Genomic DNA, 13,972 nt, shown 5'->3' with positions numbered 1-13,972 from the left:
GTTAATGTTAACGGACCACCTGCTGAAAATTCGACAGAACAACGCGATGCCGTTAAAGCTGGGACTATACAGGGAGTAAATATGCCAGTTTCGAATACACCTTTGCTGGATGATGTCTCCTTTCCAGCCGATTTGCGCAAATTGAAGCCGGGTCAGCTTCGCCAGTTTGCCGACGAATTGCGCGCCGAAGTGATCGATACGGTTTCCACCACGGGAGGCCATTTGGGCGCAGGCCTCGGCGTTGTCGAGCTCACCACCGCAATCCACTATGTTTTCAACACGCCCGAGGACCGGCTGATCTGGGACGTCGGCCATCAATGCTATCCGCACAAGATCATCACTGGCCGGCGTGACCGAATCCGGACGCTGCGGCAAGGCGGCGGGCTATCAGGCTTCACCAAGCGGTCAGAAAGTGAATATGATCCCTTTGGCGCTGCGCACAGTTCAACCTCGATCAGCGCCGCTCTTGGTTTTGCAATTGCCAACAAACTGAATGACAAACCAGGCCGCGGTATCGCCGTCATCGGCGACGGCGCGATGAGTGCTGGTATGGCCTATGAAGCAATGAACAATGCCGAGGCAGCCGGTAACCGGCTGGTCGTCATCCTAAATGACAATGACATGTCGATTGCACCGCCGGTCGGTGGACTTTCGGCCTATCTCGCCCGGATCGTATCCTCCCGCGAATTTCTTGGCGTGCGCCAGCTAGCGCGCCGGATCGCCAGCAAGCTGCCAAAAGCGCTCTATGACGCTGCTCGCAAGACCGACGAATATGCCCGTGGCATGACCATGGGGGGAACCCTGTTCGAGGAACTGGGCTTCTATTATGTTGGCCCGATCGATGGCCATAACCTCGAACATCTGATTCCCGTCCTGGAAAATGTGCGCGACGCTGCGGAGGGCCCCTGTCTGATCCACGTCGTCACCGAAAAGGGCAAAGGCTATAAATTTGCCGAAGAAGCCGACGACAAATATCACGGCGTCGCCCAGTTTGACGTTATCTCCGGCAAACAGAACAAAGGCCCCGGTGGCGGACCTCCCGCTTATCAGAATGTTTTTGGCGAAACCCTTGCCAAGCTGGCCGACAGCGATCCGCGTATCTGCGCGATTACCGCCGCCATGCCCTCGGGCACCGGTGTCGACAAATTTGCCAAGGCGCATCCCGACAAGGCCTTTGATGTCGGCATTGCCGAACAGCATGGAGTAACCTTTGCCGCCGGCCTCGCGGCGCAGGGCATGCGACCCTTTTGTGCGATCTACTCAACATTTCTGCAACGCGCCTATGATCAGGTTGTCCACGACGTGGCGATCCAGAATCTCCCGGTCCGCTTCGCGATCGACCGCGCGGGCTTGGTCGGAGCGGACGGCAGCACACACGCCGGATCGTTCGATGTTACCTATCTGGCGACCCTGCCCAATATGGTGGTGATGGCCGCAGCAGATGAAGCAGAACTTGCGCACATGACTTATACCGCATCCTTGCATGACAGTGGTCCGATTGCCTTTCGCTATCCGCGCGGCAATGGCACCGGCGTCCCGATTCCGGAAAAGCTCGAACGGCTGGAAATCGGCAAGGGCAGGATTGTCAAACAGGGCACAAAGGTAGCGATTCTGTCGCTTGGCGCCCGGCTTGAGGAGGCAAAGAAGGCCGCTGAACGGCTAGAAGCAAGAGGACTCAGCACAACCGTCGCTGACCTGCGCTTCGCCAAGCCGCTCGATGAAGAGCTGATCCGCAAACTGCTGACGACGCATGAAGTTGCGGTCACGGTGGAGGAAGCCGCTGTCGGCGGCCTCGGCGCACACGTCCTGACCTATGCATCGGACAACGGCCTGACCGACGCCGGCCTGAAAATCCGCACAATGCGGCTGCCCGACATATTTCAGGAACAGGACAAGCCGGATGTGCAATATGCCGGAGCAGGCCTGGATGCCGACGGCATCGTCGATACTGTACTCAAGGCGCTGCGCCACAATAGCGCGAGCGTTAAAGAAGCAGAGGCGCGGGCTTGACTTTGTTACACGAAATGTAGCTAATCCTCTTTGGAGGAGCCTATGCCGCCAATAGCTACCAACATCATTCTTTACACATCCATCGCTGCCTTTGTACTGTGCGTTATTGGCGGCCTTTTGATCCTGTTCGAAAGATGGGAACCAAAACATGCTGGCACGCGGCGATGGCTTGTCGGAGGCGTTCTCGCTTCGATTGTCGGCGGTGTCGTGGGCAATTCGAACGCGATGTTCAATCAATCGGACAATGCCATCTCGCTGGTCGAAAAAAAAAGCCAGGAAATTCCGGCAAAGGCAAATGCGACCGCCATTACCCCATCTAAAACCGCTGAATTGAGCCCACCGAATCCTGATCGAAAAGTGCCGGGCGACAATGACGTTCCACAATCGGATATTGCCGGATCAAATTCTTTTGATTCCACCCCGCAAAACACGCCTGCCAGAGCGTGGTCTCCGCAGGTGTTGGCATGGCAATCGGAAAACTTGCCGACCCGTCCAACGCTTCCAACTCCTCCCGACAAAAGCTTTCCAAAATGCGCCGAAGAAATGAAGACGCAGGATATTACCGAAATTACAAAGCAAAGCGCCCGCGGCTGCTTTCGCTTGCTGGATCAATTTAACTCCAGTATTTTGCTGCCTTATCAAGTCCATTATCATCCCTATACGGAACAGGTCGAACGGGCAGCGAGAAATCAGCCTGATGCCCAAATTCTCGACTTCCTGCAGCTGGAATATTTCAATTTGACCGATTCCGAAGGCGCTGATTTCCTGCGCTTCAGCGAAATTAGCAATAAATTTGACGGAGATCGCCGTTGGGTGCAGCGGCTCAAATAATTGACAGCGCGACAACAGGCGCTTGCCGAACTGCATTCTATTGCCTAGGCGATTCCACAAATGCCACCCGAACTCTCTCATATCGATCACTGGATTTTTGATCTCGATAATGTGCTCTATCCGGTCGAGTCCGACCTGTTCGCGCTGATTGATATCAAAATGGGCGAATATATTGCGCGGGCCCTCGAATGTGACTTGGTGGAAGCACGGAAAATCCAGAAAGGGTTTTTCCACGATCACGGCACAACGCTTGCTGGCCTGATGCATCATCATGGCACCGACCCTCATGATTTCCTCGATTTCGTCCACGACATCGACATGGATCGTTTGTCGCCTGCGCCTCTGGTCCGCGCCGCCATTGCAGCGCTGCCGGGCGAAAAACTCGTCTTTACCAATGCTGACCGGCCTTATGCCGAGCGGGTGCTGGAAAAGCGCGGACTTGCTGGCCTGTTTCACCAGATGCACGATATTCTGGACACGAGCCTGGTACCGAAGCCACAGCCAGCAGCTTATGAAAGCATGATCGCCGCCACCGGCATTAACCCGAACCGTGCCCTGTTCGTCGAAGATATGGCCCGCAATTTGCGTCCTGCGAAAGATCTCGGCATGACCACTGTGTGGATTAATACCGGTGCGGAATGGGCTGGTCGCGAGCATGATCCCGCCTATATTGACCACGAAATCACCGACCTGGAAAGCTGGGTCACCGGCCTCCACAAAACGAAGGAAGAAACACCGACATGACCGCAGCATTGCAGACCACCATCGACGACGCCTGGGACAAACGGGAGTCCCTTGGCCTGACAACGCAGGGCGAAGTCCGCGATGCCGTGGACGCAGCGCTGGCCATGCTCGATAATGGCAGCGGCAGGGTTGCCGAAAAAAGAGATGGCGAGTGGGTCGTTAACCAATGGCTCAAGAAGGCAGTACTGCTCTCTTTCCGGCTCAACGACAATGTACTGATCGAAGGCCCGGGTGGCGCCAATCACTGGGACAAGGTTCCCAGCAAATTTGCTGGCTGGGGTGAAAACCGGTTCCGCGAAGCCGGTTTCCGCTCGGTACCCGGCTCGATCGTCCGCCAAGGTGCCTTCATCGGTAAAGGCGTCGTGCTGATGCCAAGCTTCGTCAACATCGGCGCCTTTGTAGACGAAGGGTCGATGATCGACGGCTGGGCAACGGTCGGCAGCTGCGCGCAAATCGGCAAGAATGTCCATATTTCCGGCGGTGCCGGCATTGGCGGCGTGCTGGAACCATTGCAGGCCGATCCGGTGATCATCGAGGATGGTGCATTCATCGGCGCCCGCGCCGAAGTCGCCGAAGGCGTTCGCGTCGGCGAAGGCGCGGTGCTCTCCATGGGCGTCTATCTCGGCGCGTCGACCAAGATTGTTGACCGGGTCACCGGCAAGATCTGGATCGGTGAAGTGCCGCCTTATTCGGTTGTCGTACCCGGCACGATGCCGCCGAAAGTCAATGTTGACGGCGTACCCGGGCCAAGCCTCTATTGTGCCGTGATCGTCAAGACCGTCGATGCACAGACCCGGTCCAAGACCGGCATCAATGAATTGCTGCGCGACTGATGGCGACCGGGGTGGATCAGGTGAAGGTAACGCTGGAACCGAATGACCACCCCTATCGCAACGGTGCGTGGACTCCGGTTTTCGAAGAACTGGCCACGGATGATCTCGAAATAATCGGGACCATTCCGGCAGACATTGACGGACTCTATATCCGCAACACCGAAAATCCGGTGCACGACAGCATCGGGCGCTATCACCCGTTCGACGGCGACGGGATGATTCACACAATCCGCTTGAAAGACGGCAAGGCGACCTATCGCAACCGCTTTGTCCGCACCGAAGGGTTCGAGGCGGAGCAGGAAGAAGGCGGGCCATTGTGGGTTGGCATCATGGGCAAGCCCGATGAGTCCAAACGCCCGGGCTGGGGCGCGCATGGTAGCGTCAAGGACAGCAGTTCGACCGATGTCGTGGTCCATGCCGGTACGATCCTCTCAACCTTCTATCAATGCGGCGAAGGCTATCGGCTTGATCCGGAAACGCTCGAAACGCTCGGCACGGCGGACTGGGTGCCGGAGGACGGTATTTCGGCCCATCCGAAAGTCGACGAAGCGACCGGTGAATTGCTGTTCTTCAACTATTCAACCAAAACGCCCTATCTCCATTATGGCGTGGTCGGGCCGGACAATAAGCTCAAGCATTTCATTCCCATCCCACTGCCGGGCCCGCGCCTGCCGCATGATATGGCGTTCACCGAAAATTATGCGATTTTCAACGACTGCCCCCTCTACTGGAAGCCGGAATTGATCGAACGAAATCTCTATATTCCCGCCTATCATCCCGACGAGCCAACCCGCTTCGGGATCATCCCCCGTATGGGCCAGCCGGAGGATATCAAATGGTTCGAGGCAAAGCCGACCTACGTCCTCCACTGGTCCAATGCCTATGAAGAGGGCGATGAGGTGGTGCTCGACGGCTATTTCCAGAATGAACCGGTGCCGCCACCCCTGACCGATTTCCCGTCCGGCTATGAAAGCATGGGCGCGAGCATCGACCTCCACAGTTTCAAGCCCGAACTGCATCGCTGGCGCTTCAATATGAAAACTGGCGAGACCCGCGAAGAGACATTGTTCGACGACTATCCGGTCGAATTCGGGATGATCAACCAGCAGATTGCCGGACAGCCCTTTCGCTATGTCTATAGCGTCACCGGCGAACCGGGTTGGTTCCTGTTCAACGGCTTGACCAAACATGATCTGAAGACCGGTGAAGCGGAACATCTGAGTTTTGGCGAGCAACGATTCGGATCCGAAGCCCCCTTCATCCCGCGCGCCAATGCGCAGTCCGAGGATGACGGCTATCTGATCAGCTTTATCACCGATATGGGGCAGGACCGGTCGGAATGTATCATTATTGACGCGCAGGATCTTGCGGCGGGCCCGGTCTGCACGATTATCTTGCCGCACCGGATAAGCAGCGGCACCCATGCAACCTGGGCTTCGGCTGAGCAGCTGCGATAATTCGTCATCCCAGCGAAGGCTGGGATCCAAACCAATATCACGATTCAAACCATGGCGGGTTAGACCCCAGCCTTCGCTGGGGTGACCCGCTAGTCAAACAACTCTCCGCCCACCTCTTTGCCAGCAGGCGGTGTCAGCCCGAGATGTTTCCACCCGCGATCATTGAGCGTCCGGCCGCGCGCGGTCCGGGCGATCAGGCCGAGCTGGATCAGATAGGGCTCGATCACTTCCTCGATCGTGTCGCGCGGTTCGCTGAGACCCGCGGCCAGTGTTTCCACGCCGACCGGCCCGCCCTTGTAGATATCGGCGATCATATGGAGATAGCGCCGGTCCATTGCGTCGAGGCCGATGCTGTCGACCTCCAGCCGGGTCAGCGATGCGTCAGCGATTTTCCGGTCGACAAGTTTTGTACCCGCGACATTGGCAAAATCCCGCACCCGGCGGAGCAGACGGCCAGCGATACGGGGTGTGCCTCTGGCGCGGCGCGCAACTTCGGTGGCGCCATCGGGGGCAATGTCGAGATCGAGCAGCCGCGCGGCGCGATGGACGACCTTTTCCAGTTCCTCGGTCGTATAGAAATTGAGCCGCACAGGTATGCCGAAACGGTCGCGCAGCGGCGTGGTCAGCAGCCCCTGCCGCGTAGTCGCTCCGATCAAGGTGAATTGCGGCAGATCGATCCGTACCGAGCGCGCCGACGGTCCTTCGCCAATGATCAGATCAAGCGCCCGGTCCTCCATCGCCGGATAGAGCACTTCCTCGACCACCGGATTGAGCCGGTGGATCTCGTCAATAAACAGGACATCGCCTTCTTCCAGATTGGTCAGCAGCGCCGCGAGATCGCCGGATTTGGCGATAACCGGCCCGGACGTGGCGCGAAAGCCGACCCCCAGTTCGCGCGCAATGATCTGTGCCAGCGTGGTCTTGCCCAGGCCGGGAGGCCCAAAGAACAGCACGTGATCCAGCGCCTCGCTGCGCCCCTTGGCCGCCTCGATAAACACCCGCAAATTGCCACGCGCCGCTTCCTGTCCGATAAATTCATCGAGCGTTTTCGGACGCAGGGCGGCGTCGATGTCTTCGACTTTGCGTTCGCTCGAAACCATCCGCTCGCTCTCAACTTCACTCATGCAAAGTGACCTAGCTCATCCGTCATTCCCGCGAAAGCGGGAACCCGTTTCTTTGTCTCACCAGTGGTTAATAGTTCACGCGAAGCCGCGAAGGCGCAAAGATAGTGCGGCAAGCCCTGCCCCCTTCGCACCTTCGCGGCTTCGCGTGATCTTTTAAAAAATGCTACTTTATATGCGCCAGAATGACTGGGAGCGCCTTTGATCAGTGGCATCACCGCGCCGCCTTCTTCAACGCCAGGCGCACCAGCGCGTCCAGTGTTGCGCCATCGCCAACCTCAGCGTCCGCCGCAGCGACCGCAGCACTTGCATCCGCCGGTTTGAAGCCCAGATTTTGCAGCGCGCTGACCGCATCGGCGCTGTTGTTCGAGGGTGCGTGGACCGCGCCGCCTGCTCCAATAATCGGATCGGTCGCGATACCGCCGACCTTGTCTTTCAGTTCATTGACAATCCGCAGCGCCAGTTTTGGCCCGACACCATTGGCGCGGCAGACCATTGCCTTGTCGCCCATTGCTATGGCCCGCGAAATTTCTCCCGGTTCCAATGCCGACAGGATCGCAAGTGCCACCTTGCCGCCGACGCCCTGTACCGAGATCAGCAGGCGGAACCAGTCGCGCTCCGAGCCGCTGGCAAAGCCCATCAGCCGCATATCGGTCTCGCTGACCTGCATCTCCGTATAGATGGTCGCCCCATCGCCCTTGCCACCAATCGCGCTGATGGTGCGTGACGAGCAGAAAACCAGATAGCCAACGCCCTGCACATCGAGCACGATATTGTCCGTGCCGATTTCGTCAATAGTTCCGGTGAGTTTTGCGATCATATCTGTGTATTAATGCAAGGGTGGCACAAGTCCAGTTCCGTTCGTGCTGAGCTTGTCGAAGTACGAATTTGCGCGCTCCATGGTCCTTCGACAGGCTCAGGACGAACGGTGCTTTGCTCCGCTATCTCTTCCGGTGATGGGCATGGGTGATGGCCACCGCCAGCGCATCGGCGGCATCGGCACCGGCCAGTTTGACGCCGGGCAGCAGTATTTTCAACATTGCCTGCACCTGATCCTTGTCCGCATTGCCGACACCGACCACGGATTTCTTCACTGTCCGCGCCGAATATTCGCCGACTTCAATCCCGGTCCGCGAAGCGCCGAGCAGCACCACGCCGCGCGCCTGCCCCAGCTTCAACGTACTCTGCGGGTTGCTGTTGACATAGACTTCCTCGACCGCCGCGCCGTCCGGTTTATATTCGAGCAGCAGGTCGGTCAGTTCGAGGTCGAGTTTGAGCAAGCGGGTCGCCAAGGACATTTTGGTATCGGTCTTGATTTGGCCATTGGCGATATGAGACAGGCGATTGCCGTCGGCAACGATCACGCCCCAGCCGGTGGTTCCGAGACCCGGATCGAGGCCGAGAATGATCATATTAAATCGGTAGACCCATGCGGCGACCGACAAAAGCCATGATCATATAGAGGCTTATCGTCAGCAGACACCCGGCCGCCAGCGACAGCCAGAAGCTGATACCATTGCGCAACATCATCGGAATCAGCAGGAACATTGGAAGAGATGGAAGCACATACCAGAAGGTCGCCTCGGCATGCAGCGCCATGTTTTCCGCGTCAGGACGTGCATACCAGAGGAAGATCATGCCCAATATCGAGATCAGCGGCAACGAGGCGACGAGCGCCCCGAAGCTGGGCTGGCGCTGTGCGATGGCTGCCACCAGAGCCACGATCACTCCTGCGAGTGCGGCCTTGGCGGCAAATTCCCACATCACTCGGCGTTCAGTTTTTCCATGATTTCTTCAGACACGTCATAATTGCCCCAGACGGTCTGGACGTCGTCATCTTCTTCCAGCATGTCGATCAGATTGAGCAGGGTCTCGGCCTGCTCCTGATCGACTTCGACCTGCACCGAAGGCCGCCAGGCGAGTTTCACGCTGGCCGCTTCACCAAGCGCCTTTTCCAGAGCACCGGACACTTCATGGAGGTCTTCCATCGCGGTCCAGATTTCATGGCCGTCATCATCGGAGGAAATATCTTCTGCGCCGGCTTCCATTGCGGCTTCGAGAACGGTCTCCTCGTCACCGGCGCTGGCCGGATACTGGATATAACCAACCCGGTCAAAACCGTGCGAAACCGAACCGCTTTCGCCCAGATTGCCACCATTTCGCGACATGATCGTACGAACATTGGTAAAAGTGCGGTTATTATTGTCGGTCAGCGTCTCGATGATCAGAGACACGCCGCCGGGGCCGAAGCCTTCATAGCGGATCTCGCTATAGTCATCGCCTTCGTTCGCGGTCGCCTTTTCGATGGCGCGCGTGATATTGTCTTTCGGCATCGACACCGCTTTGGCGCTGTTGACCGCAAGCCGCAGACGCGGATTGAAATCCGGGTCCGGCATGCCGGACTTGGCCGCAACGGTTATCTCGCGCGAGAGCTTCGAAAATTGCGCCGCACGCTTCTTGTCCTGAGCGCCCTTGCGATGCTTGATATTGTTGAATTTACTATGGCCTGCCATTTTACCTCAAATTCCCGAATTATTATTCCACGATTACCGCGGTTCCGGATGCGGATACCATCAGCATCGAACCCTTGTCGCCGACGACCTCATAGTCAAGATCGACACCGACAACCGCATTGGCGCCGACCTTCGCCGCCTCCGCTTCCATCTCCGCCAGCGCTTCATCGCGCGCGCGCTTCAGGACATTTTCATATTTGCCCGAGCGCCCGCCGACAATGTCGGTGATGCTGGCGAACAGGTCACGAAACAGGTTTGCGCCGACGATCACCTCACCAATCACGATCCCGCGATAGTCGCGAATCGCATGGCCCTCGATACTGGGTGTCGTGGTGACGATCATCATTGCTCTCCCGCCGCTAAAGACTAGCTATTAGCCTATTGGTCAAGCCAGGCCAAGCGCCGCTTTATAGGTGTCGAGAATGGCTTCCATTTCCTGACGGTCATGGGCTTCCATTTTCCGCAAACGCACGATCTGGCGCATGATCTTGGCGTCATAGCCTTGTGATTTCGCTTCGGAATATACATCACGGATATCGTCCGCCATGCCTTTTTTCTCTTCTTCCAGCCGCTCGATACGTTCGATAAACAGACGCAGCTGGTCTGCGGCAACATTGCCTTCGCTCATGCTTCATTCCTTTGAAATATTGTATTCAGATTCGTAGCCCGTCTTTAAGATGCGTCGGCGTTTTTGGCCACGCTTTCCTTCATCTTTTTGAGCCGCTCCGCTGTTGCTTCGGTCTGGTATTTTTGCTTCCACTGATTGGCGGGCATGCCATGGATTGCCTCGCGGGCTTCGTCCTTGGTCATGGAACCGCCTGCATCGACAGTCGCCTCCATCACCCAGTCGGCCAGACAATTGCGACAGAAGCCGGCCAGTCCCATCAGATCAATATTTTCTGCATCGTGCCGGTGCTGCAAATGGGCGACCAGGCGGCGGAAGGCAGCGGCGGCGGCAGCGTCAGATATTTGTTCGGTCATGTTCGTTTCCGTTGTTTTTTGTTGTTAACCTGTCATGATTTGCGGATAGGCAATCGACTAGTAAAGCGCCACTAAGGAATTTGAACATGGCATCGCCGATCTTCTCCCGCAACCGCAAGGTCAAAGTGCTGGCTACGCTCGGGCCGTCCAGCGGCAGCCCGGAAATGATCGAGAAAATGTACCGTGCCGGTGTCGATGCCTTCCGGATGAACATGAGTCACGGCGAGCATGAGGCGCATGCCGCCAATGTGAAGTCGATCCGGGCGCTGGAAAAGAAAATCGGTCGGCCGATCACCATTCTCGCCGACCTTCAGGGGCCAAAGCTGCGTATCGGCACATTTGCCAATCCGCCGGTGATGCTGAAAGACGGCGCAAGTTTCACGCTCGACATGCTGAAGGAAAAGGGTGACGCGACGCGGGTCAGCCTGCCGCACAAGGAAATATTGGGAACGCTGCAACCGGGTCACACATTGTTGCTGGACGACGGCAAAATCCGGCTGGAAGTGACCAAGGCCGACGGCAAGAGCGTCGAGACCAAAGTCATTGTCGCCGGTGAAATATCCGACCGCAAGGGAGTCAATGTCCCCGAAGTCGTGCTGCCGGTCAGCTCGCTCACCGACAAGGATCGCAAGGATCTGACCTTCGCGCTGGGGCAGGATGTCGACTGGATTGCGCTGAGCTTTGTCCAGCGCCCCGAGGATGTCGCAGAGGCGCGGCGATTGATTGGCGGCAAGGCGGCCCTGCTCGCCAAGATCGAGAAACCCGCCGCGATCGACCGGCTTGACGAGATTCTCGAGCTTTCCGATGCGGTGATGGTCGCGCGCGGTGATCTGGGTGTGGAACTGTTGCCGGAACAGGTGCCGCCGCTGCAGAAGAAAATCGTTGCCGCTGCCCGCAAGCTCGGCCGCCCGGTGGTTGTCGCCACCCAGATGCTCGAATCGATGATCAAGTCCCCGACTCCGACCCGCGCCGAAGTGTCCGATGTCGCGACCGCCATTTATGACGGCGCCGACGCGATCATGCTGTCGGCCGAATCGGCGGTGGGCGACTGGCCGATCGAAGCGGCGACAATGATGGACCGAATCGCCTCTCAGGTGGAAAATGATCCGTCATACGCGGATCGGGTGCATTTCACCGAAACGGTCCCCGACGAGACGACGGCGGATGCGCTGGCGGCGGCGAGTTACAATATTGCCCGCACCATCGAGACATCGGCTATTGTCTGCTATACATCATCCGGCTCGACAGCCCGCAGAATGGCGCGCGAACGTCCCTCCGTGCCGCTGCTGGTGCTCACTCCCAATCGCCACACCGCGCGGCGGGTCGGCCTGTTATGGGGAGCCTATGCGGTAGTCACGCGCGATGTTACCAATTTCGAGGAAATGATCGGCAAAGCCAAGCGCATGGCCCTGCGTCACAAGCTGGCCGAGGCGGGATCGCGCTTGATTGTTTGCGCTGGCGTTCCCTTTGGCACCCCGGGCTCGACCAATTTGCTGCATATCGTGCGGCTGAGCGGCGACGAGCTCAAGCGCAGCTAGAGCAGGCCCAAGGCTTTCAGTTCCCTTTCAAGTCCGACGGCATTCTTGAAATGATGTCCGGGGAGCCCGATTGCCTCACCTGCCTCGATATTATCGAGCCGGTCGTCAATGAAAAGACATTGGTCGGCGCGGCGGGCAAAGCGTTTCAGGGCCAGTTCGAAAATGGCTGCATCCGGTTTGATCAGCTTTTCTTCGCCGGAAATGACAATATCGGTGAATAGTTCGAATATCGGCGCCGATGGCCGGAATTGCGCCCAGGACTCGGCACCGAAATTGCTGATAGCAAACAGGGGGTTACCTCGATCCCGAAGCGCATGAACCAGATCAAGCATGCCTTCGACCGGCCCCAGGATGGTTTCCGGAAACCTCTGGGAATAAGCCATGATATGATCGCTATATTCGGGAAATTCGCGACTGCGCTCTGCGACCATCTCGGCAAAGAGCCGACCGGCATCATGCTGGAAATGCCATTCCGGTGTCACGACATTAGCCAGAAACCAGTCCAGCTCTTCCGGGTCGTCAATCAGTTTTGTGAATAGACAGCGCAAGTCCCAGCGATACAGGACATTGCCTATATCGAAGATGACGGTGTCAATTTTTGAGATGGCAGAACCCCCGCCAACAACAGGCAGTTAGCCCTGGCGCGCCTTGAACCGGCGATTCGTCTTGTTGATCACATAGGTGCGACCACGGCGACGGATTACGCGACAATCCCGGTGACGGTTTTTAAGCGACTTCAAAGAGTTGCGGACTTTCATTTTGGTACCACGCCTTGATTATCTGAATTTCTTGAAAGCAGCCTTGCTGCGTTGAGCAGGGCAATTAAGGTCGGCGGCTGCCAAAGTCAAGCGACCAGCGCTATTCTCCGCGAATTTCGATCAGTTTGCGCTCCCACGCCAGTGCATGGGCGACAATTTCGTCGAGATCGGCATGTTTTGGCTGCCACGGAAAGCGGTCCATGATCGCCCGATTGTCCGAAATCAGCGAATCGGGGTCGCCTGCGCGCCGGCCTTCCATCTTTCGCTTGATTCGCATGTTCGTAACCCGGTCAACGGCATCGAGAACCTCGAGCACCGAAAAACCGCGGCCATAGCCGCAATTGAGCAGATGATTGCGATCCGGGTCCGCAATCAGTGCCTCGAGCGCCAGCACATGAGCATCAGCCAGATCGGAAACATGGATATAATCCCGCACGCCCGTGCCATCCGGCGTGTCATAATCCGTACCGAAGACGGCGACACTATCGCGCTTGCCGAGCGCAGCCTCTACCGCAACCTTGATCAAATGGGTGGCCCCCGCCGTCGACTGGCCGGTCCGGGCCTGCGGATCAGCGCCGGCAACGTTGAAATAACGCAAGGCACAGAAATTCAGCTCGTGCGCCGCCGCAACATCGCGGAGCATATGCTCGGTCATCAGCTTGGACATGCCATAAGGATTGATCGGCAGTTGCGGCGTGCTCTCGCTGACCGGACTTTCCTCGGGGATCCCATAAGTGGCTGCGGTCGATGAAAAAATGAAGTGATGCACCCCGCCGGTAACGGCCGATTCGATCAGGCTGCGGCTCTTGGCGCTGTTGTTGTGATAATATTTGAGCGGATCGGCAACCGATTCCGGCACGATGACCGAACCGGCGAAATGCATGATGCCGCCGATATTTTCGGTCCTGATGATTCGGGCGAGCAAGGCGGAATCCTCGATATCACCTTCATGAAAGGCAACACCCTCCGGTACCGCCCAGCGAAAACCGGTGGTCAGATTGTCGATCACTGCGACCGGCCAGCCGGCATCCAGCAAGGCAAGCACCGCGTGACTGCCGATATATCCCGCCCCACCGGTGACCAATATGGTAAAAGGCTTTGCCATCATGTCCTGATCCCTAGTAACTAACCAATATCTGCCGTTTAGTGCATTGGCCTCTCCATTCGGTTAAACAGGCTGACCTGC

Annotated in this window: 17 protein-coding genes; 6 read left to right on the top strand and 11 right to left on the bottom strand. The window is 57.5% G+C overall.

What is annotated here, in order from left to right:
- Positions 1-81 precede the first annotated feature (81 nt).
- The 5 genes from dxs (at position 82) to AZE99_RS01105 (ending at position 5,875) form a co-directional block, all read left to right on the top strand.
- Entirely contained in the window at positions 82-2,010 is a 1,929-nt protein-coding gene (dxs, locus tag AZE99_RS01125) for a 1-deoxy-D-xylulose-5-phosphate synthase (RefSeq protein ID WP_067197234.1), read from the top strand.
- Between the two features lie 225 nt (positions 2,011-2,235).
- Entirely contained in the window at positions 2,236-2,841 is a 606-nt protein-coding gene (locus tag AZE99_RS01120) for a hypothetical protein (protein WP_156472041.1), read from the top strand.
- A 60-nt stretch (positions 2,842-2,901) separates the two neighbouring features.
- A complete protein-coding gene (locus AZE99_RS01115) occupies positions 2,902-3,585 on the top strand; it encodes a pyrimidine 5'-nucleotidase (protein ID WP_067197228.1) in 684 nt (227 codons plus the stop codon).
- Positions 3,582-4,418 (top strand): 2,3,4,5-tetrahydropyridine-2,6-dicarboxylate N-succinyltransferase, encoded by an 837-nt coding sequence (dapD, locus tag AZE99_RS01110; RefSeq protein WP_067197225.1) that lies wholly within the window; start codon positions 3,582-3,584, stop codon positions 4,416-4,418. The genes AZE99_RS01115 and dapD overlap by 4 nt, the downstream gene beginning before the upstream one ends.
- Positions 4,418-5,875: a carotenoid oxygenase family protein gene (locus AZE99_RS01105; protein ID WP_156472039.1), complete on the top strand. Its 1,458-nt coding sequence runs from the start codon at positions 4,418-4,420 to the stop codon at positions 5,873-5,875. Before dapD ends, AZE99_RS01105 begins: the two co-directional genes overlap by 1 nt.
- 89 nt (positions 5,876-5,964) lie before the next feature.
- On the opposite strand, the gene ruvB is transcribed toward AZE99_RS01105, so the two are convergent.
- From ruvB to AZE99_RS01065, 8 genes are all read right to left on the bottom strand, one after another.
- Positions 5,965-6,999: a Holliday junction branch migration DNA helicase RuvB gene (gene ruvB / locus AZE99_RS01100; RefSeq protein WP_067197221.1), complete on the bottom strand. Its 1,035-nt coding sequence runs from the start codon at positions 6,997-6,999 to the stop codon at positions 5,965-5,967.
- 211 nt (positions 7,000-7,210) lie between these two features.
- Positions 7,211-7,816 (bottom strand): Holliday junction branch migration protein RuvA, encoded by a 606-nt coding sequence (gene ruvA, locus AZE99_RS01095; protein ID WP_067197219.1) that lies wholly within the window; start codon positions 7,814-7,816, stop codon positions 7,211-7,213.
- Positions 7,817-7,937: 121 nt separating this feature from the next.
- Positions 7,938-8,408 carry a crossover junction endodeoxyribonuclease RuvC gene (gene ruvC / locus AZE99_RS01090; RefSeq protein ID WP_067197217.1) on the bottom strand — a complete coding sequence of 157 codons (471 nt, stop codon included), beginning with the start codon at positions 8,406-8,408 and terminating at the stop codon, positions 7,938-7,940.
- Between the two features lies 1 nt (position 8,409).
- Positions 8,410-8,760: a DUF3147 family protein gene (locus AZE99_RS01085; protein ID WP_067197214.1), complete on the bottom strand. Its 351-nt coding sequence runs from the start codon at positions 8,758-8,760 to the stop codon at positions 8,410-8,412.
- On the bottom strand, positions 8,760-9,509 hold the full coding sequence (locus tag AZE99_RS01080; protein ID WP_067197207.1) for a YebC/PmpR family DNA-binding transcriptional regulator: 750 nt from the start codon (positions 9,507-9,509) through the stop codon (positions 8,760-8,762). Before AZE99_RS01080 ends, AZE99_RS01085 begins: the two co-directional genes overlap by 1 nt.
- 22 nt (positions 9,510-9,531) lie before the next feature.
- Positions 9,532-9,852 (bottom strand): heavy metal-binding domain-containing protein, encoded by a 321-nt coding sequence (locus AZE99_RS01075; protein WP_067203153.1) that lies wholly within the window; start codon positions 9,850-9,852, stop codon positions 9,532-9,534.
- Between the two features lie 42 nt (positions 9,853-9,894).
- Entirely contained in the window at positions 9,895-10,137 is a 243-nt protein-coding gene (locus tag AZE99_RS01070) for a DUF2312 domain-containing protein (RefSeq protein WP_067197204.1), read from the bottom strand.
- Between the two features lie 44 nt (positions 10,138-10,181).
- Entirely contained in the window at positions 10,182-10,490 is a 309-nt protein-coding gene (locus AZE99_RS01065; protein ID WP_067197202.1) for a DUF1244 domain-containing protein, read from the bottom strand.
- Between the two features lie 86 nt (positions 10,491-10,576).
- Here AZE99_RS01065 and pyk point away from each other — a divergent pair, with 86 nt between their 5' ends.
- Positions 10,577-12,028 (top strand): pyruvate kinase, encoded by a 1,452-nt coding sequence (gene pyk / locus AZE99_RS01060; protein WP_067197200.1) that lies wholly within the window; start codon positions 10,577-10,579, stop codon positions 12,026-12,028.
- Here the strand turns inward: pyk and AZE99_RS01055 are convergent.
- The 3 genes from AZE99_RS01055 to galE form a co-directional block, all read right to left on the bottom strand.
- The gene (locus AZE99_RS01055; protein WP_443027824.1) at positions 12,025-12,612 is read right to left on the bottom strand and encodes an HAD family hydrolase; all 588 of its coding nucleotides are present in this window, start codon (positions 12,610-12,612) and stop codon (positions 12,025-12,027) included. The two genes, pyk and AZE99_RS01055, sit on opposite strands and share 4 nt — an antisense overlap.
- A 48-nt stretch (positions 12,613-12,660) precedes the next feature.
- Positions 12,661-12,786 carry a type B 50S ribosomal protein L36 gene (ykgO, locus tag AZE99_RS15860; RefSeq protein WP_011415100.1) on the bottom strand — a complete coding sequence of 42 codons (126 nt, stop codon included), beginning with the start codon at positions 12,784-12,786 and terminating at the stop codon, positions 12,661-12,663.
- Between the two features lie 100 nt (positions 12,787-12,886).
- Positions 12,887-13,894, bottom strand: coding sequence for a UDP-glucose 4-epimerase GalE (gene galE, locus AZE99_RS01050; protein WP_156472038.1), 1,008 nt, complete (start codon positions 13,892-13,894; stop codon positions 12,887-12,889).
- Positions 13,895-13,972 lie beyond the last annotated feature (78 nt).

Origin of the sequence: Sphingorhabdus sp. M41 (assembly GCF_001586275.1) — a bacterium.
Classification (GTDB): domain Bacteria; phylum Pseudomonadota; class Alphaproteobacteria; order Sphingomonadales; family Sphingomonadaceae; genus Parasphingorhabdus.
This window is presented reverse-complemented; position numbering and strand designations above follow the sequence as displayed.